Annotated in this window: 25 protein-coding genes and 1 riboswitch; of the genes, 6 read left to right on the forward strand and 19 right to left on the reverse strand. The window is 28.6% G+C overall.

What is annotated here, in order from left to right; translation table 11 throughout:
• Position 1 precedes the first annotated feature (1 nt).
• The 7 genes from cbiB to cobT form a co-directional block, all read right to left on the reverse strand.
• A complete protein-coding gene (gene cbiB, locus ACTG48_RS19295) occupies positions 2-973 on the reverse strand; it encodes an adenosylcobinamide-phosphate synthase CbiB (RefSeq protein ID WP_479917737.1) in 972 nt (323 codons plus the stop codon).
• Positions 974-2,350: a cobyrinic acid a,c-diamide synthase CobB gene (locus ACTG48_RS19300; RefSeq protein ID WP_479917738.1), complete on the reverse strand. Its 1,377-nt coding sequence runs from the start codon at positions 2,348-2,350 to the stop codon at positions 974-976.
• A 39-nt stretch (positions 2,351-2,389) separates the two neighbouring features.
• Positions 2,390-3,904 (reverse strand): cobyric acid synthase, encoded by a 1,515-nt coding sequence (locus ACTG48_RS19305; protein ID WP_021386370.1) that lies wholly within the window; start codon positions 3,902-3,904, stop codon positions 2,390-2,392.
• A gap of 115 nt (positions 3,905-4,019) precedes the next feature.
• A riboswitch (cobalamin riboswitch) is annotated at positions 4,020-4,198 on the reverse strand.
• Positions 4,199-4,253: 55 nt separating this feature from the next.
• Entirely contained in the window at positions 4,254-4,868 is a 615-nt protein-coding gene (locus ACTG48_RS19310) for a histidine phosphatase family protein (RefSeq protein WP_479917739.1), read from the reverse strand.
• A gap of 20 nt (positions 4,869-4,888) precedes the next feature.
• A complete protein-coding gene (gene cobS / locus ACTG48_RS19315) occupies positions 4,889-5,662 on the reverse strand; it encodes an adenosylcobinamide-GDP ribazoletransferase (RefSeq protein ID WP_479917740.1) in 774 nt (257 codons plus the stop codon).
• A gap of 9 nt (positions 5,663-5,671) precedes the next feature.
• Entirely contained in the window at positions 5,672-6,232 is a 561-nt protein-coding gene (gene cobU, locus ACTG48_RS19320) for a bifunctional adenosylcobinamide kinase/adenosylcobinamide-phosphate guanylyltransferase (RefSeq protein WP_479917741.1), read from the reverse strand.
• Positions 6,233-6,264: 32 nt separating this feature from the next.
• The gene (gene cobT, locus ACTG48_RS19325; RefSeq protein ID WP_479917742.1) at positions 6,265-7,311 is read right to left on the reverse strand and encodes a nicotinate-nucleotide--dimethylbenzimidazole phosphoribosyltransferase; all 1,047 of its coding nucleotides are present in this window, start codon (positions 7,309-7,311) and stop codon (positions 6,265-6,267) included.
• A 219-nt stretch (positions 7,312-7,530) separates the two neighbouring features.
• On the opposite strand from cobT, the gene ACTG48_RS19330 reads away from it, so the two are divergent.
• Positions 7,531-7,722 (forward strand): hypothetical protein, encoded by a 192-nt coding sequence (locus ACTG48_RS19330; RefSeq protein WP_003425777.1) that lies wholly within the window; start codon positions 7,531-7,533, stop codon positions 7,720-7,722.
• Between the two features lie 393 nt (positions 7,723-8,115).
• Complete coding sequence (locus tag ACTG48_RS19335; protein WP_479917743.1) at positions 8,116-8,988, forward strand: aldose 1-epimerase family protein; 873 nt, start codon at positions 8,116-8,118, stop codon at positions 8,986-8,988.
• Between the two features lie 188 nt (positions 8,989-9,176).
• Here the strand turns inward: ACTG48_RS19335 and ACTG48_RS19340 are convergent, their stop codons facing one another.
• From ACTG48_RS19340 to ACTG48_RS19380, 9 genes are all read right to left on the reverse strand, one after another.
• Positions 9,177-10,364, reverse strand: coding sequence for a MalY/PatB family protein (locus tag ACTG48_RS19340; RefSeq protein ID WP_479917744.1), 1,188 nt, complete (start codon positions 10,362-10,364; stop codon positions 9,177-9,179).
• Positions 10,365-10,368: 4 nt separating this feature from the next.
• The gene (locus ACTG48_RS19345) at positions 10,369-11,439 is read right to left on the reverse strand and encodes an aminopeptidase P family protein (RefSeq protein ID WP_479917745.1); all 1,071 of its coding nucleotides are present in this window, start codon (positions 11,437-11,439) and stop codon (positions 10,369-10,371) included.
• Positions 11,440-11,448: 9 nt separating this feature from the next.
• On the reverse strand, positions 11,449-12,771 hold the full coding sequence (locus tag ACTG48_RS19350) for a PTS sugar transporter subunit IIC (RefSeq protein ID WP_021386355.1): 1,323 nt from the start codon (positions 12,769-12,771) through the stop codon (positions 11,449-11,451).
• A 31-nt stretch (positions 12,772-12,802) separates the two neighbouring features.
• Positions 12,803-13,138, reverse strand: a complete 336-nt coding sequence (locus ACTG48_RS19355; RefSeq protein ID WP_021386367.1) for a PTS sugar transporter subunit IIB — start codon at positions 13,136-13,138, stop codon at positions 12,803-12,805.
• Between the two features lie 99 nt (positions 13,139-13,237).
• Positions 13,238-13,543, reverse strand: a complete 306-nt coding sequence (locus ACTG48_RS19360) for a PTS sugar transporter subunit IIA (RefSeq protein ID WP_021386337.1) — start codon at positions 13,541-13,543, stop codon at positions 13,238-13,240.
• 14 nt (positions 13,544-13,557) lie between these two features.
• A complete protein-coding gene (ypdE, locus tag ACTG48_RS19365) occupies positions 13,558-14,601 on the reverse strand; it encodes an aminopeptidase (RefSeq protein ID WP_479917746.1) in 1,044 nt (347 codons plus the stop codon).
• 2 nt (positions 14,602-14,603) lie between these two features.
• Positions 14,604-16,505 carry a BglG family transcription antiterminator gene (locus tag ACTG48_RS19370; protein WP_479917747.1) on the reverse strand — a complete coding sequence of 634 codons (1,902 nt, stop codon included), beginning with the start codon at positions 16,503-16,505 and terminating at the stop codon, positions 14,604-14,606.
• Positions 16,506-16,839: 334 nt separating this feature from the next.
• On the reverse strand, positions 16,840-17,691 hold the full coding sequence (gene gatY, locus ACTG48_RS19375) for a tagatose-bisphosphate aldolase subunit GatY (RefSeq protein ID WP_021386363.1): 852 nt from the start codon (positions 17,689-17,691) through the stop codon (positions 16,840-16,842).
• A gap of 47 nt (positions 17,692-17,738) precedes the next feature.
• Positions 17,739-18,902, reverse strand: coding sequence for an SIS domain-containing protein (locus tag ACTG48_RS19380; protein ID WP_479917748.1), 1,164 nt, complete (start codon positions 18,900-18,902; stop codon positions 17,739-17,741).
• 491 nt (positions 18,903-19,393) lie between these two features.
• Here ACTG48_RS19380 and ACTG48_RS19385 point away from each other — a divergent pair, with 491 nt between their 5' ends.
• Positions 19,394-20,311 carry a Gfo/Idh/MocA family protein gene (locus ACTG48_RS19385; protein WP_479917749.1) on the forward strand — a complete coding sequence of 306 codons (918 nt, stop codon included), beginning with the start codon at positions 19,394-19,396 and terminating at the stop codon, positions 20,309-20,311.
• Positions 20,312-20,433: 122 nt separating this feature from the next.
• Here the strand turns inward: ACTG48_RS19385 and pfkB are convergent, their stop codons facing one another.
• Positions 20,434-21,363, reverse strand: a complete 930-nt coding sequence (pfkB, locus tag ACTG48_RS19390; protein ID WP_479917750.1) for a 1-phosphofructokinase — start codon at positions 21,361-21,363, stop codon at positions 20,434-20,436.
• 265 nt (positions 21,364-21,628) lie between these two features.
• Here pfkB and ACTG48_RS19395 point away from each other — a divergent pair, with 265 nt between their 5' ends.
• Both ACTG48_RS19395 and nagA read left to right on the forward strand, forming a co-directional pair.
• Entirely contained in the window at positions 21,629-22,354 is a 726-nt protein-coding gene (locus tag ACTG48_RS19395; protein WP_021386377.1) for a GntR family transcriptional regulator, read from the forward strand.
• Between the two features lie 85 nt (positions 22,355-22,439).
• The gene (nagA, locus tag ACTG48_RS19400) at positions 22,440-23,594 is read left to right on the forward strand and encodes an N-acetylglucosamine-6-phosphate deacetylase (RefSeq protein ID WP_479917751.1); all 1,155 of its coding nucleotides are present in this window, start codon (positions 22,440-22,442) and stop codon (positions 23,592-23,594) included.
• Between the two features lie 94 nt (positions 23,595-23,688).
• Here the strand turns inward: nagA and ACTG48_RS19405 are convergent, their stop codons facing one another.
• Positions 23,689-24,846, reverse strand: coding sequence for a S41 family peptidase (locus ACTG48_RS19405; RefSeq protein WP_479917752.1), 1,158 nt, complete (start codon positions 24,844-24,846; stop codon positions 23,689-23,691).
• A gap of 152 nt (positions 24,847-24,998) precedes the next feature.
• On the opposite strand from ACTG48_RS19405, the gene ACTG48_RS19410 reads away from it, so the two are divergent.
• Positions 24,999-25,580 carry a 5-formyltetrahydrofolate cyclo-ligase gene (locus tag ACTG48_RS19410; protein WP_479917753.1) on the forward strand — a complete coding sequence of 194 codons (582 nt, stop codon included), beginning with the start codon at positions 24,999-25,001 and terminating at the stop codon, positions 25,578-25,580.
• A gap of 131 nt (positions 25,581-25,711) precedes the next feature.
• Here ACTG48_RS19410 and ACTG48_RS19415 read toward each other — a convergent pair whose 3' ends face one another.
• Positions 25,712-26,128: a hypothetical protein gene (locus ACTG48_RS19415; protein ID WP_021386383.1), complete on the reverse strand. Its 417-nt coding sequence runs from the start codon at positions 26,126-26,128 to the stop codon at positions 25,712-25,714.
• Positions 26,129-26,228 lie beyond the last annotated feature (100 nt).

Here is a 26,228-nt window from a genome sequence, read left to right on the forward strand (position 1 = left end):
TTTATATAATTAAGTTAATTAAAATCGCCCTACATAACATATATACTAGTGTAAATACTAATATAGATACAAAGGAAGATGCATACATAATTTTATTCGTTTTAATTATATCCTCTTTATCTATCTCCCTAAGCTTATCCCCTATTGTTGGCTTATATACTTTTTCTCCAAAATAAAAATTGGTACCTCCCAGTTGTATTCCTAAAGCACCAGACACTGCCCCCTCTGAAAAAGCACAATTTGGACTTTTATGATTCTTTCTATCTCTAATGGATATTTTAAAACAATTTCTATAGTTGTAACGTAAAAAGAAACTGCCAATTGTCATAAGAATAACAGATATTCTAGCTGGTATATAATTGGCTATATCATCAATCTTAGCAGAAGCAAAACCAATATCTTTATATTTCTCATTTTTATATCCAACAGTTGAATCTAATGTATTTATAGCTTTATACGCCATAGCAAGTGGTGCTCCTCCAATAAATGCATAAAACATAGGTGCAATTATACCATCTACAGTATTTTCTGCAACAGTTTCTACAGTCGCCCTTATTATCTCAGACTCACTTAAATTAGTAGTATCTCTACCTACTATATAAGATAACTGAGTTCTAGATTTCTCTATATCTCCAGTTTTTAATACATTATAAATTTTTAATGCTTCATCTTTTAAACATTTTGTAGCTAGTGTTGTATAAATTAGAAAACTATTTACTGCAACACTCAATACTACATTAAAACTAAATAACTTCACTATAGCATAGGTTATTAAATACGTTATTCCAACAGTGATAAACCATAATATAAATCCGCCAAATTTTAATTGTTTATCACTCTTAAAGACCTTCCTTATTATACCTTGAGTAAAATTTATAAGCTTACCAATAAACCTCACTGGATGAGGAAAAGAATATGGGTCTCCTACAATTAAATCTGTCACATACCCTATATAAATAGATAAAATATTCATTTACTTATTTCCTTTATTCAAAAAATTTTCTATACAATTTAAATTATTATAAAAATGAGTATGAAGATATGTAGCTAAAGTGTTTCCTTTACTATAACCACCATCCCACTCTTCTACTATGTTTCCATCTCTTTCTTTTTTCATTGAATATGCACACTTCTCATCACTCTCAAATATTGAATGATGAAACTCATGTCCTTTAATCGTCTCTCCCTTTTTAGATAAAAGAGTATTTTCTTTAGCTACACCAATACAGTATCCAAATCTCTTTAAAGAAGATGTCATCTTACTAATTCCACTAAATATACCAACCATATTAAATTCTTGTTCTTCTTGATTCAATAGTTTCTCACCTAGGTACATCAGTCCTCCACATTCTGCATAAATAGGTATATTGTTATTATGTGCTTCTAATATAGAGGTTCTCATCGACTCATTTGCTTCTAGTTCTTTTCCAAATATTTCTGGAAAACCTCCTCCAATATAAATATAATCTGAAGTTGGCACTGATGTATCTTCAAGAGGGCTAAAATAATTTACTTCTAATCCAAGTTCTTCTAAAAGCTCTATGTTTTCTTTATAATAAAAATTGAATGCCTTATCATATGCTATAGCTATTGATTTATTATTAACATGCTTTTTTATTCCATTATTCTCTATCAAAGTTTGAAAATCGAAATCACTCTCAAACTCATCACTTTCCGAGATTTCGATTATTCTATCAATATCTATATAACTTTCAATTTCATCAGCTAAAGTATAAAATTTTTCTCTTAGAGATTTCATCTCTACACTAGGAACCAATCCTAAATGTCTAGATTCTAAAGAAAATTTACTATTTGGAGGAAAATATCCCAATACTTCAACATTGCAATATTTCTCTATAGAACTCTTAATTATTTGATAATGGCTATTAGTCTTAACATTATTTACTATGACACCTTTTATATTTACATCTTTATCTAATTCCTTATATCCTAGTACCATAGCAGCACTAGATGCTGCCATAGATTTTCCATTTATAACTAATATAACAGGTGATTTTAACACTTTCGAAGTATGTGAACTTGTACAGTTATCTAAATCTATTCCAAAACCATCATACAACCCCATAACACCTTCTATTACTGAAATATCTGCATCCTTTGAGGACTTATTTACTATATACTTTATTTTTTCGTCATCTAACATATAAGAATCTAGATTTCTGGAATGTCTTCCAGTTATAAAAGTGTGGTATGAAGGGTCTATATAATCTGGCCCTACTTTATATGGCTGTACTTTCATATTTCTCTTGACTAAAGCTTGCATTATCCCTAATGATATTGTCGTCTTACCTACTCCACTACTAGTACCTGCAATTAAAATTTTTTTCATAATACACCTCCTACCTAAATTATAAATACAGAATCATTATTATTTCATAATCTCATATATTTTTTCTATATCTAAATGCTCTCTCAAAAAATCAGCCAATTTATCATATTCTTTATCTTTAAATTCATCAAAAGAGTTTACCTTGCTTTCTAATTCTTGTAGACCTTTTTTCATTCTTATATTATTTAAAATTTTCCTTGTAAAACTTATTTCATCGAAAATTCCATGAAGATAAGTTCCGATTACATTCCCATCTTTATTTATGCTTCCTTCAGTATAATTCACTTCTTCATCCAGTTTTTTTGTTATCAGGTCCAAGCTTCTTACACCATTACCTCGATTTGTAATACCCATATGGATTTCATAACCTTTGACTTTCTTACCTTTAAGGCCATTCATATATTCACCAGTACATTCAACAATAGTAGCTTCTACCTGTGTTGTAGTTTTTTCTTTCTCAAATATTGTTTCTGTATCTAAGAGACCTATACCATCAACTTCTTCAATTTCACTTTCAACATGGTAAGGGTCTTTTAATTTTTTACCTAGCATTTGATATCCACCACATATACCAAATATCAATTTACCCTGACTATATAAATTTTTAATTTGTGACTCAAGACCACTTTTTCTTATATATGTTAAATCATCTATAGTACTTTTAGTTCCAGGTATTATTACCATATCGGGATTTCCTAAAGATTCCCCATAATCTACATACCTAATACTTACATCTTCTTGCGTCTCAAATATATTGAAATCTGTAAAGTTAGACATATGTGGAGTTCTAATTATTTCTATGTGTATATCGCTTTTATTCATTTTTTTCTTGAATCTAGTAGTCACACTATCTTCATCTTCTATTTTTATATCTGTATAAGGAACTACACCTATAACTGGTACTTTTATGATGTCCTCTAACATCTTTACTCCATCTTGTAAAAGCTCTTTTTTGCCTCTAAATTTATTAATTATTACTCCTTTTACTCTTTTTTTCTCATCTTCACTTAATAAAAGCATTGTTCCTACCAGTGATGCAAATACTCCACCTCTATCAATATCTCCAACTATTATTACAGGTGCATCCGCTATTTCTGCCATACCCATATTAGAGATATCTCTATCTTTTAAATTTATCTCTGCATTACTACCTGCACCTTCCATAACCACAATATCATAGGTTGAATTCAAGCTATCAAAGGTATCCTTCAATACATCTACCAATTCCAGTTTATAATCATGATATTGAGAAGATGGCATTTCCCCTATAACCTTCCCTCTTACAATAACTTGACTTTTGTTATTTCCAGAAGGTTTTAATAAAATCGGATTCATATCAGCTATTGGCTCTATTTTCGCCGCTTCTGCTTGAAACACTTGTGCTCTTCCCATTTCTAATCCTTCTTTAGTTATAAAAGAATTTAAAGCCATATTCTGAGATTTAAAAGGAGCAACAGTATAACCATCTTGTTTAAATATTCTACACAACCCTGCTACTAAGATACTTTTACCTACATTAGATGCTGTTCCTTGTAGCATTATTTTTTTCCCCACTTTCTAATCCCTCCTTTTTAAAATTTACTAAAACACAAATAAAAAAAGTCCTAATGCTTCTAAAGATAGGACTTTTATACGTATTAATTAAAAATCTTTCACCCCGAAGACCTCTTGTTTTAAATTAAATTAGGCAGGTATCCTGGCTTAACTTCATCCTACTTCTATAACCTTCCCATCAAATTGACAGTGGTATTTATAGTTTCGTTGGTTTCACAGTAGCGGGGGCTGCAAAGGCATCTAACCTTTTTCCCTTTTAACATATAATTAAGAACCTAATTTTAATCTAATATTCTATTTTCATTGATATTCTTACAGACATATATTATAATACTTAATTTCAATTAAATTATATAAAATCTGTAAAATTCATTTTATCTACTACAGTAAATCCACAATTAACTTCTAAAACCGTAATAGATGCATTATCAATTTTAAAGTTCCAATGATATTTATAACTACCAGAAATCAAATGTGTTATTATATTTCTTATTGTTCCTGCATGAGAACATATAAGTATTGTTTTTATATCTGAATGACTATCATTTTCTAAAATTATATTATCAATCTCTTTTGCCACTCTTTTATAAGAGTCTATAAGACTTTCTCCACTTGGATATCTATAGTTGTTACCTTCTTCTATCATTTTTTCGAATTCTTTGGGATATTTGACTTTAATTTCCTCAAAAGTTATTCCTTCAAAATCACCAAAACTAATTTCTCTTAGAGTTTCTTTTTCTTCTATTTCTATTAACTTTAATCTTGATATTTTTTCTATTGTATCCTTAGTACGTGAAGATGGCGTCGTGTAAATTCTGTCTATATTTTCATGACTTAGATATTTAGTAATTTTATTTATTTGCAATTTACCTTCTTCACTAATACAACTATTTATGTGACCTGATAATCTTCCTTTTTTATTATCATTTGTCAATGCATGTCTTATTAATATTAATCTTATCATATTATCACCACTTTTTAGTTTTAAAAAAACATAAAAATTAACAAATATATATAAATCAAATATACAAGTTCTGAAAGTTCTATTCCACAACCTAATATATCTCCTGTTACTCCATCAATCTTTTTATAAATATGTTTTTTGAATAATATTATAAATATAAAAACTACTATAGCTGAACCTAATATTTTAATCAACACTATATTAGGTAATAAGAATATAAATTTAGTAATAAGAATAACTATTAAAAATGTGTATATTATAGCTGTCATTAACATACTTGTAGTCAATTTTCCTATAAATAAATTTCCCATTCCTTTTTCTCTTGGTGTCACAGTTTTATATGTCAATAACATTACTCCTAATCTTGCAATCATTGGCATAAATATTATAATCCATAATGAGTTGTTACTTATTATATTGTATATGAATCCAACCTTTAATAAAAGTACAAACATAATTGCTAAAAGTGAATTTGTGCCCAATCTTGAATCTTTCATTATTTCAAGCATTTTTTCTTTATCTCTATAACTGTATATTGCATCAAATGTATCTCCTAATCCATCTATATGGAGACCTCCAGTAATTAAAACACCAGCTAAAGTTATTATTATAGAAGCTATAAATGGCTCAAATAATAGTATAGAAATCCATCCTACTAAGTAGGTTAATATGCCAATGACAAAACCTACAAGTGGAAAATATACTATTGATTTATAAAATTCATCATCAAATCCTACATTTAATTTTATAGGTATCCTTGTTAAAAACTGTAGTATTAAAATAAATCTTTTCATAGATACATACTACTCCTTTATTTTCATGGGTATTCCACTAACTACAAAATAAACTTCATTACTTTTTGATGCTATGTATTGATTTATACGACCTACAATGTCGGCATATATCCTACTAAGTTTATTCCCAGGAACAATTCCCATACCTAATTCATTTGTCACAAACACAAAGTATAGATTTGTTTTTTCTATTTCTTCAATAAGTTTTCTAACTTGTTCTTTTATGTACTCTTCCAATTTGTTTATTTCTTCTTGAGTAGACTCTTCTATATTTAGATTGTGTTTAAACATTAGATTATTTACTAGTAATGTCACACAATCTAGTATAACAGTTTCATGTTCTTTGCATAGCTGTCTAATTATGGAATATATATCTTCATATATTTCATATGTATTCCAATTTCTAGGTCTATTCTCTTGATGTTTTTTTACTCTATCTTTCATTTCATCATCAAATGGAATAGAAGTTGCTATATAAGCTGTATTATTATTCCTGTTCAAACATAGTTTTTCTGCAAAGTTACTCTTTCCTGACCTAGCTCCTCCTGTTACCAGAATAATTTCACTCATCAAAACACTCCTATATATTAAATTTTTATGTCTTATCTTCCCATGTCAATTTCATCGAAAGTTGCCATATTCTTATAAGTATAATTTGAAGCTTCTATTATATTAAATGCTAAAGCAGCTCCACTTCCTTCACCTAACCTCATGTCCATATTTAGTAAAGGGTCTAATTTCAATATATCTAAGGCTCTTTTAGTCCCTGATTCTGCTGACGAGTGAGATGCTATCATATATTCTCTAGTTTTTGGATTTATCTTATATGCAATCAATGCTGCTGCATAAGAAATAAATCCATCTATTACTACTGGAATTCTATTAGCACTACAGCCTAATATAACACCCGCCATTGAACCTATTTCAAATCCTCCTACTTTAGATAAAATATCTACTCCATCAGTTGGATTTGGATTATTAATCTCAATAGCCTTTCTAATTACTTCAGCCTTATGTTTTAGTCTTTCTTTTTTAAGACCTGCACCTATACCAGTAACTTCTAATGGGTCACATCCTGAAATCACAGATATTATTGCTGTACTTGGAGTAGTGTTTGCTATACCCATCTCTCCAATACCAATAAGCTTATAATCTTTTTCTATACACTGTTCCGCTATTTCAATTCCTATCTCTAAGCATCTAATAGCCTCTTGTCTACTCATAGCTGGCCCTTTAGCCATATTTGATGTTCCTTTTCTAATCTTATAATCCAATACTCCATCTAGTTTTTCATCACAGTTTATTCCTACATCTACAGCTACAACATCTGCCCCTACAAATTTACTTATTACTCCAACTCCACACAGACCTTTTGAGAAATTTGGAAATTGTAGTTTTGTTATGTTTTGAGGGTCAGGTGCTACTCCTTCTTCATATACACCATGGTCTCCAGCAAAAGCTATTATAACTTTTTTACTTGTATCAAAATTTTCATTGCCAAATATTCCTGATAATTGCATACAAATATCTTCTATTTTTCCTAAGCTTCCAGTTGGATGTATAAGCCTGTCCAATCTCTGCTTTGTTTTTTCAATAGAAGAATTATCTAAAGAATATATATTTTTTGATATACTTTCTAATAAACTCATTTTCTATCCTCCCAACATTTTTTTGTTTTTTAAATTATCTTTTTAGATAAAAAATACTCTTATTTTCTAAAAATTTCAACTTTTTATTTTTATTTTTACATATATACAAAAATTATTCTACATTTTATCTGTATTTCCTTTATTTTACATTATGAATTTGCATACAATCCGATGATTTTTGTAAAAATATATTTAAAAGAACTTTAAGGAGATGATATTGTGGATGATTTTTCTAAATTAAAAAATTTATATGAAGATGGATATAGATGTATTTATCATGACTGTGTAGATAATAATTATACTATCTACCTTAAGAATTTTTATACGGAAGGTTCAGAAACTATAGAGTTGAGTAGCGAATCAGATTTCTCACAATTCAAAGATTATATAGATGGACTTAGAATGTCTTAATAACTATGAAACCCATTAAAATAGGGAGTTTAACAACTCCCTATTTTGAAGTCACAATTTTTTTTATAAGCTTTAAAAGTTCGTCTCGGTTTACTTCTCTTTCATTTTTTCTGTCCTTATACTCTTGAAAGTTAACAACTTTTGTATTTGGTTTCTCCATAAACTCACTTCCCATTTAACATTATTAACTTATCTTAATATATTTTATTCTATACAATTTATCTATTTCCTTCTATTTATAATACAAAATTTCTTAAATAATCCCAAATTTTCAAAACAAAATTTTCAAAATATACTAAAATCTACCTTTCAAATATAATATCAAATAAAATTTAATAATCCTTATACTTTATAGTATAATATACTCATAAAATATAATAAAGGAGATTTTAAATGAATATCTTACAAAATGAAAAGTTAATTATAGAATCAAACAGTTCTGGTGCTGAACTCACTAAAATATTTTCTAAAGAATATAACAAAGACATTCTTTGGAATGGCAATAAGAAATATTGGGGTAGACAATCCCCTATATTATTTCCTATAGTAGGTAAACTTTTTGATAATGAAACTATAATAGAAGAAAATCTATACAGCATGACTCAGCATGGATTTGCTAGAGATATGGAATTTGAAATTGTAGACAAAGGAGATACATTCATATCTTATAAGTTAATAGACAATGAATCTACCTTAAAAAAGTATCCATATTCTTTTGAACTAATTATAAATTATACATTAAACGCTAACAGTATAAATATAGAGTGGATTGTAAAAAATACTGACTCTAAAGATATATTCTTTTCTATAGGTGGACATCCTGCATTTAATATTCCTTTTTTTGAACAAAATGGTTTTTCTAAATATCATCTTGAATTTAAAAGAAGAAATGATGTGGAAAAAATCAATTTAAATGGTTCTTTTACTGATGATATAACATTTATTAGTGATTTAAAAAACTTACAGTTAAATCCGGAACTATTCAAGAATGATGCCTTGATATACACCAATATAGATGAAGTATCTATATGTAATAATGATGGTAGCAAATATATAACTCTATCTATGTTAGATTTCCCTCTAGTTGGTATTTGGACTCCTTATTATAGTGAGTCTAATTCTACTGCTCCATTTTTATGTATAGAACCTTGGTATGGTCTTGCTGATAGTATGTATTCCAATAAAATTTATAAAGACAAGAAATTCATTAATAAACTTAGTAAAGGAAAAGTTTTTACTGCTTCTTACAGTATAAATATACATTAAATAAGAGTCAGTTACATGTGTTACCAAAGTTATAAAATATGTTAATATAAGTTAGTATAATAATATGAAGTGGTATTATTTAATATTCCTTAATCAAAAAATATTACTGGAATACAAAATTCCAGTAATATTTGATAACTAAATAATATGTTTTTACATAAGCCTATAAATATCTTATTTTTTATGGCTTAACAATACATATTTATATACGTTTTTTTAATTCTATTTAGAGCCTCATTTAATGTTTCTTTAGGACACCCTATATTAAGACGGATAAACCCCTCTCCATCTTTTACAAAGTAACTTCCAACTACCATAGTTATATTTGCATGTCTAAAAAACTCTTTCGATTCTTCTTCATTTCTAAATACTTCTCTCACATCTATCCAAGCTAGAAAAGAAGAGTCTGATTTCATAACCTTAGCTTTTGGTATATATGTCTCAAAGAACTCATAGACTATTTGAAAATTATTTTCTACATAATTGGTCATTTCATCTAACCATTTTTCACTTTCATTATATGCCGCAACAATTGCTGGTATTGCAAATACATTTGGAGAAGTTATTGAGTTACTTTTTAGTCTTTCTAACAAAATTTCTCTAACTTTTAAATCTCTTATTAGTACATAAGATGTTTTTAATCCTCCTAAGTTGAATCCTTTATTAGGAGATACACAGATTATGCTATTTTTATAAATTTCTGGATGAGAATTCCATAAAGACACAAATCTATGACCTTTAAATACTACATCCCTATGAATTTCATCACTTACCAAAAGTACATTATACTTTAAGCATAACTCTGACACTTTATACAGTTCTTCCTTTGTCCATATACGACCTGATGGATTTTGTGGACTACAGAATATAAATAATTTTATATTTTCGTATTTCATTCGCTTTTCTATATCTTCTAAATCTAAATAATATCTATTATTATCTAATTTTAATGAACTACAGCATAACTTTCTATTATTATTTACTACAGCTTCTGCAAAAGGGTCATAGGCAGGTGTATTTATCAATACACCATCTCCTTCTTTAGTGTATGCTTGGACTATATAATGAAGAGTTGAAACAGTACCAAAAGTTAACTTTATCCATTCTTTCTCTACATATATATCAAATCGTCTTTTGTTCCAATTTATAACAGCATCATAGAAGCCATCTCCTATAAAAGTATAACTATAATCTCCTACTGAGGCTCTTTTTAAAATAGCTTCTTTTATGGCAGGAGCACATTCAAAATCAATATCAGCTAAATCCATAGGAATTGCATCTTCATTTAAGTCAAACTTTTCTTTAATTACATGGTTGCTCCATTTCCTACAATTCCCCTCTTTACGATTTAATACTTTGTCAAAATTATATTTCATAATTTTATTCTCCTAATATCATAAAATCTTTAGATGTCTTATTGAGTGGGACACCTTTTCCATCTATTATAGCAATGTCATCTTCTATCCTAACTCCCCCTATATTTGGAATGTAGATTCCTGGCTCACAAGACATTACCATTCCCTCTATTAATATATCATCACTATTTGGATTTAGGGTAGGAACCTCACCATCTCCAAGACCTATACCATGACCCAGACCATGATTAAAATACTCACCAAATCCATGTTTATCTATAATTTCTCTAGCTACTTTGTCAACATCACTGGCTTTAACGCCTTCTTTTATTGACTCTATTGCAGATAATTGTGCTTCTAATACCACATCATATATCTCTTGAATAATTTCAGGAGGTTTACCTATAGATATTGTACGAGTCATATCCGATTGATACCCTTGATAAACAACACCAAAATCTATTGTTATAGCCTCATTCGTTCTCAGTTTTTTGTTTGTAGGTCTTCCATGTGGCATTGCTCCTCTTTCTCCTGATACCACTATTGTTTCAAAAGACATTCCACTTGCACCTTTTTTCAATGCATGATACTGAATTAGAGCTGATACTTCTAGTTCGGTCATATCTTTTTTAATCTCAGAAATAACCTCACTAAATACTTCATCTGTAATCTCACATGCCTTTTTAATAAGTTCAATTTCTACTTTAGATTTTATAGCCCTTAATTTCCATAATTCATTGGTTATTAAACTGATTTCAAAACCTGCATTTTTTAGCAAAATATACTCTTGTATACTCATAGCCTGATTTTCTATTGCTAGCTTTCCTATATTCAATTCTCTTAATAATTCGATTATATTTGGTATATAAGAACCTTGAGATACAACTCTTTTTATGAAACCACTCGTTTTTTTATCTGCTTCATCAATATATCTACCATCTAGAATTTGGTACTTTTTATCTTTAGTAATAAGTACAAACACACCGCTACCCGATAATGCTCCTATGTATTTTTTAGTATTTTTGGACTTAATCAAAAGAGCGTCAACACCTCTTTTATAGATTAAATCTACTAGTCTCTCTATTGTATTATTCATAACAAAATATTAGAAATCCAGACCTAAATCATCTAATAGGTCTTCTTCTTCTTTAGAGAATATGTTCTTTGTTTCTTCTTTTTGTTTTTTATTGTTTTGTTGACGTTCCATTATTTTAAAGAATGGCCAATATAACAAGATTGCTAATACTAATTGTAATGCATTTGCTAATATAGAATGCCAATCTCCATTAGTTAAAAAACCTTCTAAGAATACTCCTACATATGGAGGGTCAAATACTGGTTTTGCTAACCATCCCCAGTGCATAAAAAACATTGGTAATGTACCTATTATAGCTCCACCAAATACATGTGGTATAAACATTATTGGATTTAATATTATAGGTGCACCAAATAATATTGGTTCATTTATTCCAAATAATGCAGGGAATAATGATACACGTCCAATTTTTTTATAAGATGAATTTTTTGATAACATACATGCGATTACACAACCTATACTAATTCCACAACCTGTAAATCCAAAGAATGCACTTGAAGCTCCTGCTGTAAAGAAATGAGGTATTGTTTCACCAGCTTGCATAGCTGCTATATTTTCAGCTATAAATGTAATCATTATAGGTCTAGTTATAGGGCTAAATACTGATGAATGTATTCCAAAAAAGAATATAGTGCATATCGCAAAATTAAGAGCAAGAACTGACCATGGATTATCCATACTTCCTACTAATGGAGATAAAAATTGAGTAAGTATCTGTGGAGGTAATTCTCCAAACACTTTTAATGAAATAAAACGAGCAACTATAAAAGTACCACAAACTATTATAGTAGTTGGTATTAACTCAAAAGACCTAGATACAAAATCAGGTACATTTTCTGGCATTTTTATTGTAATATTCTTCTTACTACAGAAATTATATAACTCTACAGAACCAAGCCCTGCTATCATCCCTGTAAATAGCCCTTTAGCTCCTAAGTTTCCTATTTCTAATGCACCATCTGGTGTGAATGATGCTACTAGGAATAGAAAAGAAAAAGTTGATAATGCAACACAACCTGGTATATATAACTTATAATAATTACCTAGATTAAAAGCAATACACATACAAGCATATAATCCTATCAAACCTATGGAAAGACTTACTGGCAAGTCCAGTATTGCTGCATTATTCAATATGAATTTGCTTATTGAGTTATTTTCTCCAAGCATGTTTGGAAGTGCTGGAAGTATTGCAAATATACTTCCTAATATTGTGAATGGTGTCATAGCTACCATACCAGCCTTTATAGAACCAAGGTGACGCTGATTGTCAACCTTGTGAGCTAAAGGCATAAATACTCTATTCATAAACGCTTCAAATTTTGAAAACATATTTAATCCCCCTTTTCCCTCAATATTCTTATTATCCTTGAGCTAATTGATGTTTCTTATAAGTTATTAATGCTAACTTCATAACTGTAGCTCCATCCATTTTTCCATAAACATCTTTATCTATTACTGCAAAAGGTTTATTTTTAGGCTCTAATATTCCTTTTAAAAAATCTATTTTGTGAGCTATTTGAGGACCTATAAGTACTATATCCCAATCATCAACCTCACTTTCTATTGAATCTGCTGGTATAGCTGTAAATTCAAAATCTTTTTCATTAAGTTTAGTACTTTCTTTTACTACCTTCTTCATATTTTGCATTAGCATATTAGTAGAAAATCCACCTGCACAACATAATAATATTTTCATAATAATTCCTCCTAAAATTTGTATTTTTTATTATCTCTTGAAAGTATTTAAAACTTTCTAAAAGAAAATTTATGTAAATAATTTATTTATACACTTCAACTACTTATCAAAACAATCTATCAAAGCCTCTATCAAATCTTTCGCTAGTTGAGAAGTCATGTAGTGGTCTTGGGCATGTACCATTAAAAGACTCATTGCTGGACTTTCAACATCTTCATTTAAATCTTGAGTTATTAATTCTGTCTGTATTCTGTGAGCTTCAATATCTATTTTACGAGCCTCCTCTATTAACAATTTTGCTCCTTTAAAATCTTTTGCCTTAACTTTTTTTAAAGCTTCGAAAGCTTTTGATTTACTTTCTCCTGCAGTTGATATAAGCTCCATTATTTGCACTTCTGTTGACATTTTCTTTTTCTCCTTTAAATAAAATTTCTTATATGTTTATATTTTTCTTCATCAAAATTTAAAATTAACTGTGTATATAATCTTATAATGGCATCTAAATCTTTATTACTTACTATCGAAAATGCACAATGACCATATCTGACTGGTACACAAGTTACTACACAAGGTTTCCCTTCATTTACAAGATGTGCTTCCCCCCCATCAGTTCCACCTGATTCAAACATATCGTGTTGAAGTAGTATGTTGTTTTCATCAGCAATTTCCATTACATAATCTATCATTTTTCTACTAGGGACTAGAGTCCTGTCTCTATGCATTAGCATTATACCTTTATCAATTTGTTTCTGATTTGTATAGTCTCTTACAAACTCGTTCTTAGCACATGCTACATCTATCACAAATACTATATCAGGATTTATCAACTGTGTTGCTGTCTTTGCACCCCTTATTCCAACTTCTTCACTACTTGTAGCTGCAAAGTGAATATTACAGCTTAGATTTTTCTTCTCTAACGCTTTTAAAACCTCACCCATAACAAAGCATCCTACTCTATCATCAAAAGCTTTTCCCACTAATCGGTCTGACAGAGCAAATTCCTCAAAGTTTGTTGTATAGGTCACCATATCCCCAACATGAATCCCTAAATTGTATACCTCTTCTTCTGTATATGCTCCAATATCTGCATATATATTTTCAGCTTTGCCATTATTATATGTGGCATTTATGATAGCAGGTATTTTTTTTCCTTCTCTTGTTGTAATTCTAATTTTTTGGACAAACTGTGCAAGGGGTTTTACCCCTCCTATTGTTATTAGGTGAATCATACCAAGTTTATCTATACTCCTCACCATAAATCCAACTTCATCCATATGAGCACAAATCATTACATTTGGTGCATTTTCATCTTTTATCTTAGAAAAAACTATACTTCCTAACCCATCACATATAACTCTATCACTATAATCTCTTAATTCTTTTAATAAAACTTGCCTAACCTCCTCTTCATTAGATGCTATACCATCTGCTTCTGATAATCTCTTAAAAAACTCTATATTCATGTCTAACCTCCCAGGTAGATTTTTAACTTATATATAAACTCTTCATAGGATTGCGACTTATTTAGCATATCTACCATATCCTTATCTGTCATAATCTTACTTAGATACTTAGATATCTGTTTATGAAGTTCTAGATTTCCCTTTATTAATGAAATCATGAAAATAATCTTTGGCACTCTATTTTCATAACTAATATCAGTTTGTATCAAGGCCACTGATATAATATTTTTATTACCTGTCATTTCAATTGGATGAGGTATCGCTACACCATTTGTATAAATAGTGCTCAAATAGCTCTCTCTTTCCCACACATCTTTAGGATAGGTCGGAGAACAAGCTCCTTCATCAACTATGCATTGTGACATGCTATCAAGGATATCCTTATATTTGAATTTATCTTTTATACATCTAAAATGATTCTTATCAAACAGACCTAATATGTATTGTTTTGGACTTGATATATTTCCTATATGTTCTGCAAATCTAATACTTTCTTTAATATCCAAATAATCTAGTTCGTCTAAAATTTCATTTATAAGAATAACTGGAGTATTTATTTCAAATAAAAGATTTGTTATTGAAAAAATCAAATCTGGTGCAAATTCTACTACAGCCTTTTCTTCTAGTAATGAAAAGTTTTTTATATCAGCATTTGGAAAGATTTCTTTAAGTCTTAAATTTATCAAAAATGCGCTACCTCCGCCAGAAGAGCATATTATTGCTATCTTATATTTTTTATTAAAATTAGCCTCTTCTCTTTTTTCAAAAGGAACAGCAATGTGAGTTGCTATAAAACCTATTTCATCTTGACTTATTTTTATATGATACTCATTTTCTATAATTTTTGAAAATTGAATAGATAAATTAAAAACAGTTGGATACTGTTGACTTATCTTAACTGAAAAAGGATTTATTATCTTGTGATTCTTCTTTATGCGTTCTATTAAACATGCAATATGTAAATAAAATAAGTTAAGAAACTCTTTATCCTCCAAAAAATTAGAGTCATACTTTTTATCTATATCTCTAAAAAATTCATACATTATATCTTGAAGTTTATTTTTATCTATATTCTTTATAGTGGCTTTCTTATCTTTAGTCCTTAGTTTTATAAGTTGTTTTAAGTAATACTTTTCGTCATGAGTAAGGTTATATTTTTTATCTTTAAAAATTTTATCTAATAAGTCATCTATAATTAAATCTTCTGTATATAAGTCTAAATCATTAATATCTCTCGCCACTCTCATACTAACTCTTATATACAATATAATAATTTGTGCTAATATCTCCTCAAGCTCTGTTAAGTTAACTTCTAAGTTATGTTCATTAAGGACATTTTTTATTGTACTTCTGATATTATCTAATTTAAAATTATCTATAAACTTATTTCTATACTCTGTTATATTTCTATTACCTTTAAAATAACTCTCCACTAATATACTTTGAATTTCTTTTATAGAGCCTTCTATTTTGATTCCATAATGAGCCTTTCTTTCTAATTTTAATTCTGTATCTTTTATCTTTTCATCTACCTTTTTCAAATCATTTTTTATTTGAGATGAACTGACTAAAAATTTTTTACTTAACTGCTCTATAGTTTTATAACCTTCATTTATTAAAAGTTCTACTATTATAGACTCCAACCGTTGTTCTGGATTTTCAACTAAGTCTGAGGGTAAGTTTTTTAGGTAATGCTCGAATTTATCTTGGTCTTTAATATTTAGAATATATCCTAATTTAGACTTATATTCTAATTTGAAACCATTACATTCTTTTATAGTTTCTATCTTTTTTATTTCATTTCTGATAGTTCGAGTAGATACCCCCAACTTATCTGCAAAATAATCTATATTTAGATAACCACTACTATTTTTCAATGTTTCAAGAATAATGCGTTCTCTCATATCACCACCTCCCCCAGTATTATTATATTTTTCAAAGTAGTATTATAAACAAAAATATCTTCTTATAAAAATTAACCTCTTTATTTGTATTTATCGAAGTTTATATCCTAGTATATTTTAGCACTAAAATTTAAGATATATATTTCATAACAATAAAATATATAGTTCAATTTTTATTATATTTTAATTATATATGTAATACTTTACCAATAAAAGCTGATATTTTTCATCAATTAAATGAAAAAAATACACCATTATAGCTATAAATGAAATAAATTTTTCATATAACAAATATCCTAAACTTATCTAAAATAAATTTAGGATATTTTATTTTTTATGCTTTATTTACAGACCCACATACTTTAATCTTTTCTTTTACAAAGTCCTTTACTGATTGAAGTCCTGCTAATCCATATTTTTTAGGGTCTATAACTTCAGAATCTTCACTTAAAACTTTTTTAACTCCATTACTATATGCAATTCTTAATTCAGTTGCATAGTTAACTTTTGTAATCCCTCTTTTTATAGCCTCTTTTATAATATCATCACGTATTCCTGAACCTCCATGTAATACTAAAGGTATTGAAACTACTTTTTTAATTTCTGATAATCTGTCTAAATCTATTTTAGGTTCACCTTTATACAGCCCATGCGCTGTACCTATAGCTATAGCTAATGAAGATACCCCTGTTCTATCGACAAACTCTTTTGCCTCTTTTGGATTTGTATAATCATTATTGTCTCCACCATCTAAATCATCTTCTTTCCCTCCAACTTTTCCAAGTTCTGCTTCAACTGGTATAAGAGACGGGTTACATGCTTCCACTACTGATTTAGATAGAGATATATTATTTTCAAAACTTTCATGAGAACCATCTATCATTATTGATGTATATCCATCCCTTAAAGCTTTCATTGCAAGGTCGAAACTTGAGCCATGGTCTAGATGCATTGCCACAGGTATATTTACTCTTTCTGCAGCAACCTTTGCGTTTGCTAGATAATAATCAAGCCCTGCATACTTTACAGTTGACGGAGTAGTTTGTAATATAACTGGAGAATTTAACTCCTCAGCAGCTTCTATAACAGCAATTACCATTTCCATATTTTCCACATTAAATGCTCCTACTGCATACTCTTCATCTTGTGCCTTTTTAAGCATAGATGTTGTTGTTACTAATGCCACATTGATACCCCCCAAATTATTCAATTATAATATTTTAACAAATGCTTTTAGTATTCATATATTGTTACACCTTTTACTACTCTATTTACTGTTCCCGTAGCTGAAGGTGTGTCTGGCTTATTTTCAACTTTTATAGATACAAATAATGCTATAGTTTGTGCAAATAATATGTATGGCATTGCAAGATACACATCTGGTAATTTATTGTACTTTCCTTCAAATTCAAACTTTGTTCCTGAGAAATTATTTTCATCTTCTACTGATACTGAGCAAGCAAGTTTAGCAAGTTTATCTCTTTTTATTTCCTCTAAAACATCTAAGTCATATTTTCGTGTATATGAACAATTAGATACAAATTCAAAGACAAGTGTCTTTTCATCAATAAATGATTTTGGGCCATGTCTAAATCCCATAGGAGAATCATATACTGTAGCTATTTTCCCTGCTGTAAGTTCTAAAAGTTTTAGTTGTGCTTCTTGTGTCAAACCACCTAATCCCCCTGAGCCTAAGTATACAACTCTATCAAAATCTTTATTTATTAACTCATGTATTTCATCTTTTCTATCTATAACATTTTTTCCCATCTCAATTATTGCATGTATATATGACTTTTCTATATCCTCTTCTAAACTATCGAATATCAACATAGCAGATAACATCATACATGAAAAACTTCCTGTCATAGCAAAACCTTTATCATTTGATTTTGATGGCATTAATAATAAGTAATTATTTTCATCATTTTTAGTCATTTTAGCCAGTTCTCCTTCTGGATTACAAGTTATAGCTAAATGATAAAAATTATCTACAACCTGATTCCCCAAATTTAGAGCAGCCAAACTTTCAGGGCTATTTCCACTTCTTGCAAATGAAACTAATAACGTTGGCACATCTTTTTTTAAGTAATCATATGGATTAGAAACTATATCTGTAGTAGGTATTGTTTCAAATATGTATTTTCTTATGTCATTTTTATTTTTAAGATACGGAAGTATTGAGTTGCCTACATAAGCTGAAGTTCCAGCACCTGTAAATATAACTCTAAACTGCCCATGATTATTACTTATTGTGTCTATAAATCTACTTAATCTTTCTTTGTTGGATTTATATATTTCATAAGTTTCTAACCATAGTTCAGGTTGTTGTTTTATTTCATTAGTCGTTATTATTGCACCTAAATCTTTTAGTTTTTGTTCTTCTAGTTTAAACATTTTTATTCCCCTTTCATACTTATAACATTTATTTTTGGTAGTGAGGTTATAACCACTTTTAAATGTAAAAAAAATATATCTTTTTATATTTTTTACTTGGACTTTTTATTACTACTAAAACTAATTTTTAAATACACTCTATACATTTTGATTATTTTCATAATTTATTTTTAGTTTATATTAAAAAATTTATTAGAATTATATTATAGACGTTTTGGTATTTTTATTTTATGATAAAAATTTATTTAAACAAAGTGGTTATTACCACTAATCCAAATATAAATTAATTTGAATTTTTTGTCAATACATAAAATATTTATGTCAGTCAATTTTATATACATTTTTTAAAATTACTTTATCAATTATCTTTATTTGACCATTGATTTACCTGCATAAACTTCAGATTTATTTTTTTGACACAAAGTTTACAAATTTATGTGTCTGAATTATAATCATTTCTATAAATATAAAAAACACTAGGAGAAACTATTATGAAAAATATAAAAGTAGGTATGATAGGTCTTGGCTCTATAGCTCAAAAGGCATATTTACCTGTATTAGCAAAATCCGAGCGATTTGAGTTTGTAGGAGCTTTTACTCCAAATAAAACCAAGAGAGAAAAAATCTGTAGTGATTATAGACTCACACCATTTGATTCTATTGAATCTTTAGCTAAAAAATGTGATTGTATTTTTCTACATAGCTCTACAGAAACACATTACGATATTATAAAGAAATTATTAAATTTAGATACTCATATATATGTAGACAAGCCCCTTGCCTCAACAGTCGAGCAAGGAGAAGAGCTTATTGAGTTAAGTCTGAAAAGAAACTTAAATTTAATGGTTGGATTCAACCGCAGATTCTGTCCTATGTATAAAGAAATTAAAAATAATGCCACAGAAATTGTATCTATCAACATATGTAAACATGGATTAAATTCCTTAAAAAATGTTAGATTTGACAGTACACTTATAGATGACTATATACATGTTATTGACACTGCTTTATGGTTATCCAATGGCGATGTCGAAATTACTGGAGAGGATTTATTTTTAACAGACAATAAAAATCTAATATTTGTAAGTCATAAACTTAAAGGTAAATATTTTTCTATAAATACCTCTATGCATAGAGATTCTGGAACAAAATTAGAACAAGTTGAAATTCTTTCAAAAGGTAAGATTCAAAGAGTTAAGAATCTTAATGTACTGGAAATAGAGGAAAATGGAAATCTAACTTCAAAACAGAGTGGTGCATGGGTAAATATATTAAAACAAAAGGGTTTTGAGGATATAACAAATCATTTCATTGATTGCTTAGAAAATAATATAAAGCCAGCAATTAGTGGAGAAGAGTGCATTAAAGCTCAAAGATTACTAGAGAAAATTATAGGTTCAGTAAAATAGATATTTATTATAAAAATAGTTAGAGACAAATGTCTCTAACTTATTTTTATATAAGACTATGTTTTTATACATAAAATTCTATTACATACATACTAAACCCATTATATTCACATTAGCTCTATTCAACTTAACTTTGTTACTTCAACTAAATTTTGATACTTCTCAACTTCTTCTAAACATACAAATCCAGTTTCCATATTTAGAGCATTACTTATACCACAAGCATTTGCAAACTTAAGTAAATCTTCTATTTCGTACCCTCTTAAAATACCTACACTAAATCCAGCTATCGTGCTATCTCCACTACCTACAGTATTTACACATTTTACAGATGGTACTTTAACATCATATACACTATCTCTACTTAAATAAACCATTCCATCTTTTCCTAGAGATATACATACATTTTCTGCCCCCATTTCAAGAAGTTTTTTTCCTGATAAGATAACTTCCTCTCTTGACTCTATATTAATTCCTAATAAATTTCTTATTTCATCTATATTTGGCTTTATTAAATATGGTTGCGACTTTAAAGCTACTTTTAAAGCATCTCCTGATGTATCTAATATAAATTTTATATTATTTTCTCTACATAAATTACCTAACTTTTCATAATAGTCTATTGGCATATTTTCACAATAACTACCAGATGCCACTAGTATTTTAGTACTTTTTATTACTTCATCTATGTCATTTTCAAATCTCTCTAAATCACTTTTTTCCACCCTTGGTCCCTTTTCTAAAAATTCTGTACTTATTTTATTGTCTTCAATTATATTTAGACAATTTCTAGTTTCCTGCTTTATATTTGTAAATTTATTTTGTATATCTAATTTTTTAAGTTCATTTTGTATGAATTTTCCATTGAATCCCCCCAAAAATCCCATAGCCAAAGGTTTTTCTTTTAAAACTTTACATACTTTAGCTACATTTAATCCTTTACCTCCAGCAGTTGCATTTGTACTTACTACCCTTTGCACCTCACCTATATTTATACTATTTACTCTATACATTCTATCTATAGATGGGTTGAATGTTACTATTGTAATCATACTAGATTCTCCTCATTATTAACCTTTTACTTTTCTAAATAATAAATTAATATGTAAAAATATAAAATCCTCGTCTATAATACACCTCAAGTGGTTATTACCAATTTGAATATAAATTATTTCACTCGTTTTGTCAATGCATCATAATTTTGAAATAAATTAATAGTCTTACTTATTTAATTAAGCTTTACTCATTGACAGAAATAATTGTATATTTTATAATCAAATTGTGGTTATAACCACTTAGAAAGGACTATAAATTTTTATGATAAAAAGAAATGATAAAAGACCAATATATGACCAACTTGTTGAGATACTAAGGACTAAAATTGAAAACGAGATGGAACCAAATGATAGAATGCTTTCCGAAAGAAAAATTTGTGATGAATACGGAGTAAGTAGAACTACAGTTAGACTAGCTATGGCTGAATTAGAACATATGGGATATATATACAAAAGACATGGAAAAGGAACTTTTGTTGCTGCACTTAGTCAAAATTCCCAAAACTTAATGGATAGTTATAGCTTTACAGATTACATGAGAACACAAGGAAAAAAACCAAGCACAAAAGTATTATCATTTGAGGTAGTGGAAAGTACAAAATATTTTTCTGAGAAATTAGGTATAACTCCTGGTGAAAAAATAATAAAAATAATGCGTCTAAGACTTGCTGATAATCTCCCTATGATGCTTGAAAGAACATATCTTCCTATGAAAGAATTTACAGGATTGACACAAGAAAAAATAGAACAAAAACCTCTATATGAGATATTTAGAGAAGATTATGGAGAGATTATTAAAGTGGCTGATGAGGAATTTTCTGCAGGAATAATATCTGATAAGGAATCAAAGTTATTAGAAGTCCCAGGTGATTCACCTTGTCTAAAATTACTTCGTACCACATATAATGATGACAATATAGTTATTGAATTTACCTTGAGTGTTGCTAGAAGTGATAAATTTGTATATAAGATAAGGCATGTAAGATAATAAATTTTAAATAGATTTCCAGAAAACTTAATGTTTTATAAACGTCAAAACTACAAATGATAGTACAAATTATAAGGAGGTAGTTTTGAAAAATTTTATTTATGCAGATAAATTTTTTATGAAGTATGGCATCAAAGAAAAAGGTTACCTTAGAATAATTGATGGCAAATTTGGTGAATTTCAACAAGAAAAACCAGATATTGCCGATAGTGTTATAGATTTTTCAGGTAAATATATTGCTCCTGGTTTAGTTGATACTCATATCCATGGACTTTTGGGTGTAGACATTATGGATAATACATTTGAAGCAATAAACACAATTTCAAAAGGTCTATTAAAATATGGAGTAACATCTTTCCTACCCACTACTTTAACTGATTCTATAGATAACCTAAATGACTGTATTGAAAATATAAGTAATAATTATGATAAAGTTGAAGGTGCAAAAATACAAGGTATTTATTTAGAAGGTCCCTTTTTTACAGAAAAATACAAAGGTGCTCAAAACGAAAAATATTTTAGAGACCCCAGCATTGATACTTTAAAGTTATGGCAAAAAAAATCAAAAAATTTAATAAGAAAAATAGCAATTGCCCCAGAACGTAATGGTTCAATAGAATTCACAAAATACGCTACTAAAAATAATATATCCGTAGCACTTGGCCACAGCTCAGCTACATTTGAGCAAGTTGAACAAGTTGTTAATTCAGGTGCTAAAGTGTTTGTACATACATATAATGGAATGAGCCCTTTAAATCATAGAGAACCTGGAATGGTTGGAGCTGCCATGGCATTAAAAGGTACTTATGCTGAATTAATCTGTGATGGTCATCATGTAAATCCTATAGCTGCTAAAATAATAATGGATATTAAGTCTAGAAACAATATTGCTTTGATTACAGACTGTATGAGAGCTGGTGCTATGGATGATGGAGAATATACTCTTGGTAGGTTTAATGTCAATGTAAAAAATGGTGTTGCAAGATTAAGCAGTGGAAGTTTAGCTGGGAGTGTATTGACAATGGATAATGCTGTAAGAAATATAGTTAATTGGGATATATCAACTTTAGAAGATGCAATAAAAATGGCTACATATATACCTGCTTTAAGTTGCAATATTGATAATGTCTGTGGCTCTATGTGCCAAGGTATGAGTGCAGATTTTATAGTGATAGATGATAACTTTAATATACATGAAACTTATATAAATGGTATATGTAAGTATAAGACTGATAAATAGATTCTACATAAAAAACATAGAGTGGATAATTAAAAATTATCCACTCTTTTATAATACTCTTCATCTTATACTATAAGTTTATAAGAATTAAATCCTATTTATCAATCTGTTCTCTAAGCCACTTAGTTGCCACATCCAACTGTTTATTTTCATCTTTTTCTTCAATGGTAGGTTTTATTCCTTTTTCATTGATATAATCTCCATTAGGTGTAAAATACTGAGCAGTAGTTAGCTTGTATCCTGTTCCATCTTTTAATCTTACAACTGATTGTACCAATCCTTTACCAAAAGTTGTAGTACCTACAGAAATACCTTCTTTATTATCAACGATTGCAGCTGTTAGTATTTCAGCAGCAGAGGCACTTTCTCCATTAGTCAAGACTACTATTGGAAGTCCCAATTTTTCTTTATCAGATTTCAAGTACTCAGTGTTTCCTTTGTTGTCTTTTGTATATACTATAGTCCCTTCACCAATTAACTCATCAGCAACTTCTTTACATATATCCAGCATTCCACCAGGATTATTTCTAAGGTCTATTACTAATCCCTTAATATTTTTTGCCTTTAATTCTTTTAAGGCTTTGTCAAAGTCAGTATATGTACTTGATATAAATTGAGTGATTTCTATATAACCTAAATTATTATCAATTACTTTACTTTCTATACTTTTCTCAACTATCTGTTCTGTCTTTACCTTAAAGCTTAGTTGTTTGTCTTCTCTTAATATTGCTAACTCAACTGTTTTTCCTTTTTTACCTTTCATCATACGCACAGCTTCATCTGAATTTTTATATGATACAGACTTTCCATTTACTTTTACTAGTTTATCCCCTGCTTTTACACCTGCTTTTTCTGCTGGAGAATCTTTCATAGGAACTACCACTAGCCCTCCATCTTTTGATGCACCTATATACATGCCTACACCAACATAAGAGCCTTCACTATCGTTTATTAAATCTTCCATTTCATCTTTAGTGTAATAACCAGAATACTTATCATTCGTACCTAAGAACAAGCCTTTTGATGCTCCATCTACCAAGTCAGCATCAGATACTTTTTTATAAAAATCTTGTTTTATAATAGATTCTAATCCTAACAACTTATCATATTTTTTATAGTCTTCATAGAGTTCTTTCGATATTACAACCTTATTCCCCAATGTTAACTGAAATGCTGATGTAGTCATCGCTGTTATAATTACTAAAATCACCCCTAAAAAAATAGCTTTCTTCTTTGAAATCACAAGATACATCTCCTTTTACATAAACTATTATTATTATATGACTAGCTGTTATTTTTATTACATTTACCCAAATATATTGCTTTATTGTAACAAACTATACTAAAATTTATATTAAATACAATTGCTGTACACATTATAACATATTAAGGGAGGAATATTTTATGAAAAAAGAATTTAGGAAAAAAGTTATTGAATCTAGAAAAAATAAGAGTGCAGATTTCGTACTTAATAATTCAAATTTAATAACAGAAAAATTACTTCAAATGAAAGATATAAGAAATGCAACTAATATAATGCTTTATCTAGACTTTAATAATGAAGTTCAAACAGATAACTTAATCCAAAAACTTTTATCCTTAAAGAAAATAGTCTCAAGCCCTGTAACAATAAAAGAAAATCGTACATTAATCCCTACTCAAATAACAGATTTGAAAGATGGATTGAGAATTGGAACATATGGAATAAGAGAACCTAAGGAAACATCACCTACAATTGATATTAAAGCTTTAGATGTTGTAATTGTACCAGCTGTAGCATATGATATAGATTGCTACAGACTAGGGTATGGTGGAGGATTTTATGATAGGTTTTTAGAAAATTTAAGAAAAGATGCCATAACTATTGGAATAGCATTTGATTTCCAGATATTCAATTCTATCCCAAAAGAAACTCATGATGCACAATTAAATTATATAGTTACTGAAACTAGAATTATCACTCCAAATAATTTTAACACCAAATAGTTTTAGCATTATATAATGAGCATTTTAAGTCATGGCTTTTAAAATAATAAAATATATATAATTTACCTACAATAATAAAAACCATGACTTTATTGTATAAATCTTTAGTTGTTTAGTTATAAAACATATTTTTATTTAGTTGAATTTAATTCTATTCTATCTGGAAGCTCACTCATGTTTGTTTCAACCACTATGTATGGAAAAGAATTCTCCTTATCTTTATACTTTACCTTGACTCTCAAAACATCCTTTCCTTCTTCACTCACACTTTCTATTTTGTCCATTTCTATACCATATTTATTATTTCCTCTAGTCACTATGATATATATTTTGTTATCAATTTTGGCTGCCAATGCTCTTTCTTCGTTTGTATACTTATCCATGACATCAAGTATCTTTTCTGGTATTGAATTTCTTTGTAATATTGTATAATCTATAGGCTTTGATTTTTCTACAAACATACTTGGTATGAATATAAATCCCCCTATAACAAATATAAGAGCTATGACTCCATAAATTATACCTTTAATATTAAACTTTACATTCAATCTTATCACTCCTCCCATCTATTCTAAATATATGATTTATAACTTTATCTTAGACTCTAAATTATCGCTTAGAATATATTTATCCATAATTTTAAATATA

The sequence above is a fragment of the Clostridioides sp. LIBA-6822 genome (assembly GCF_056688955.1).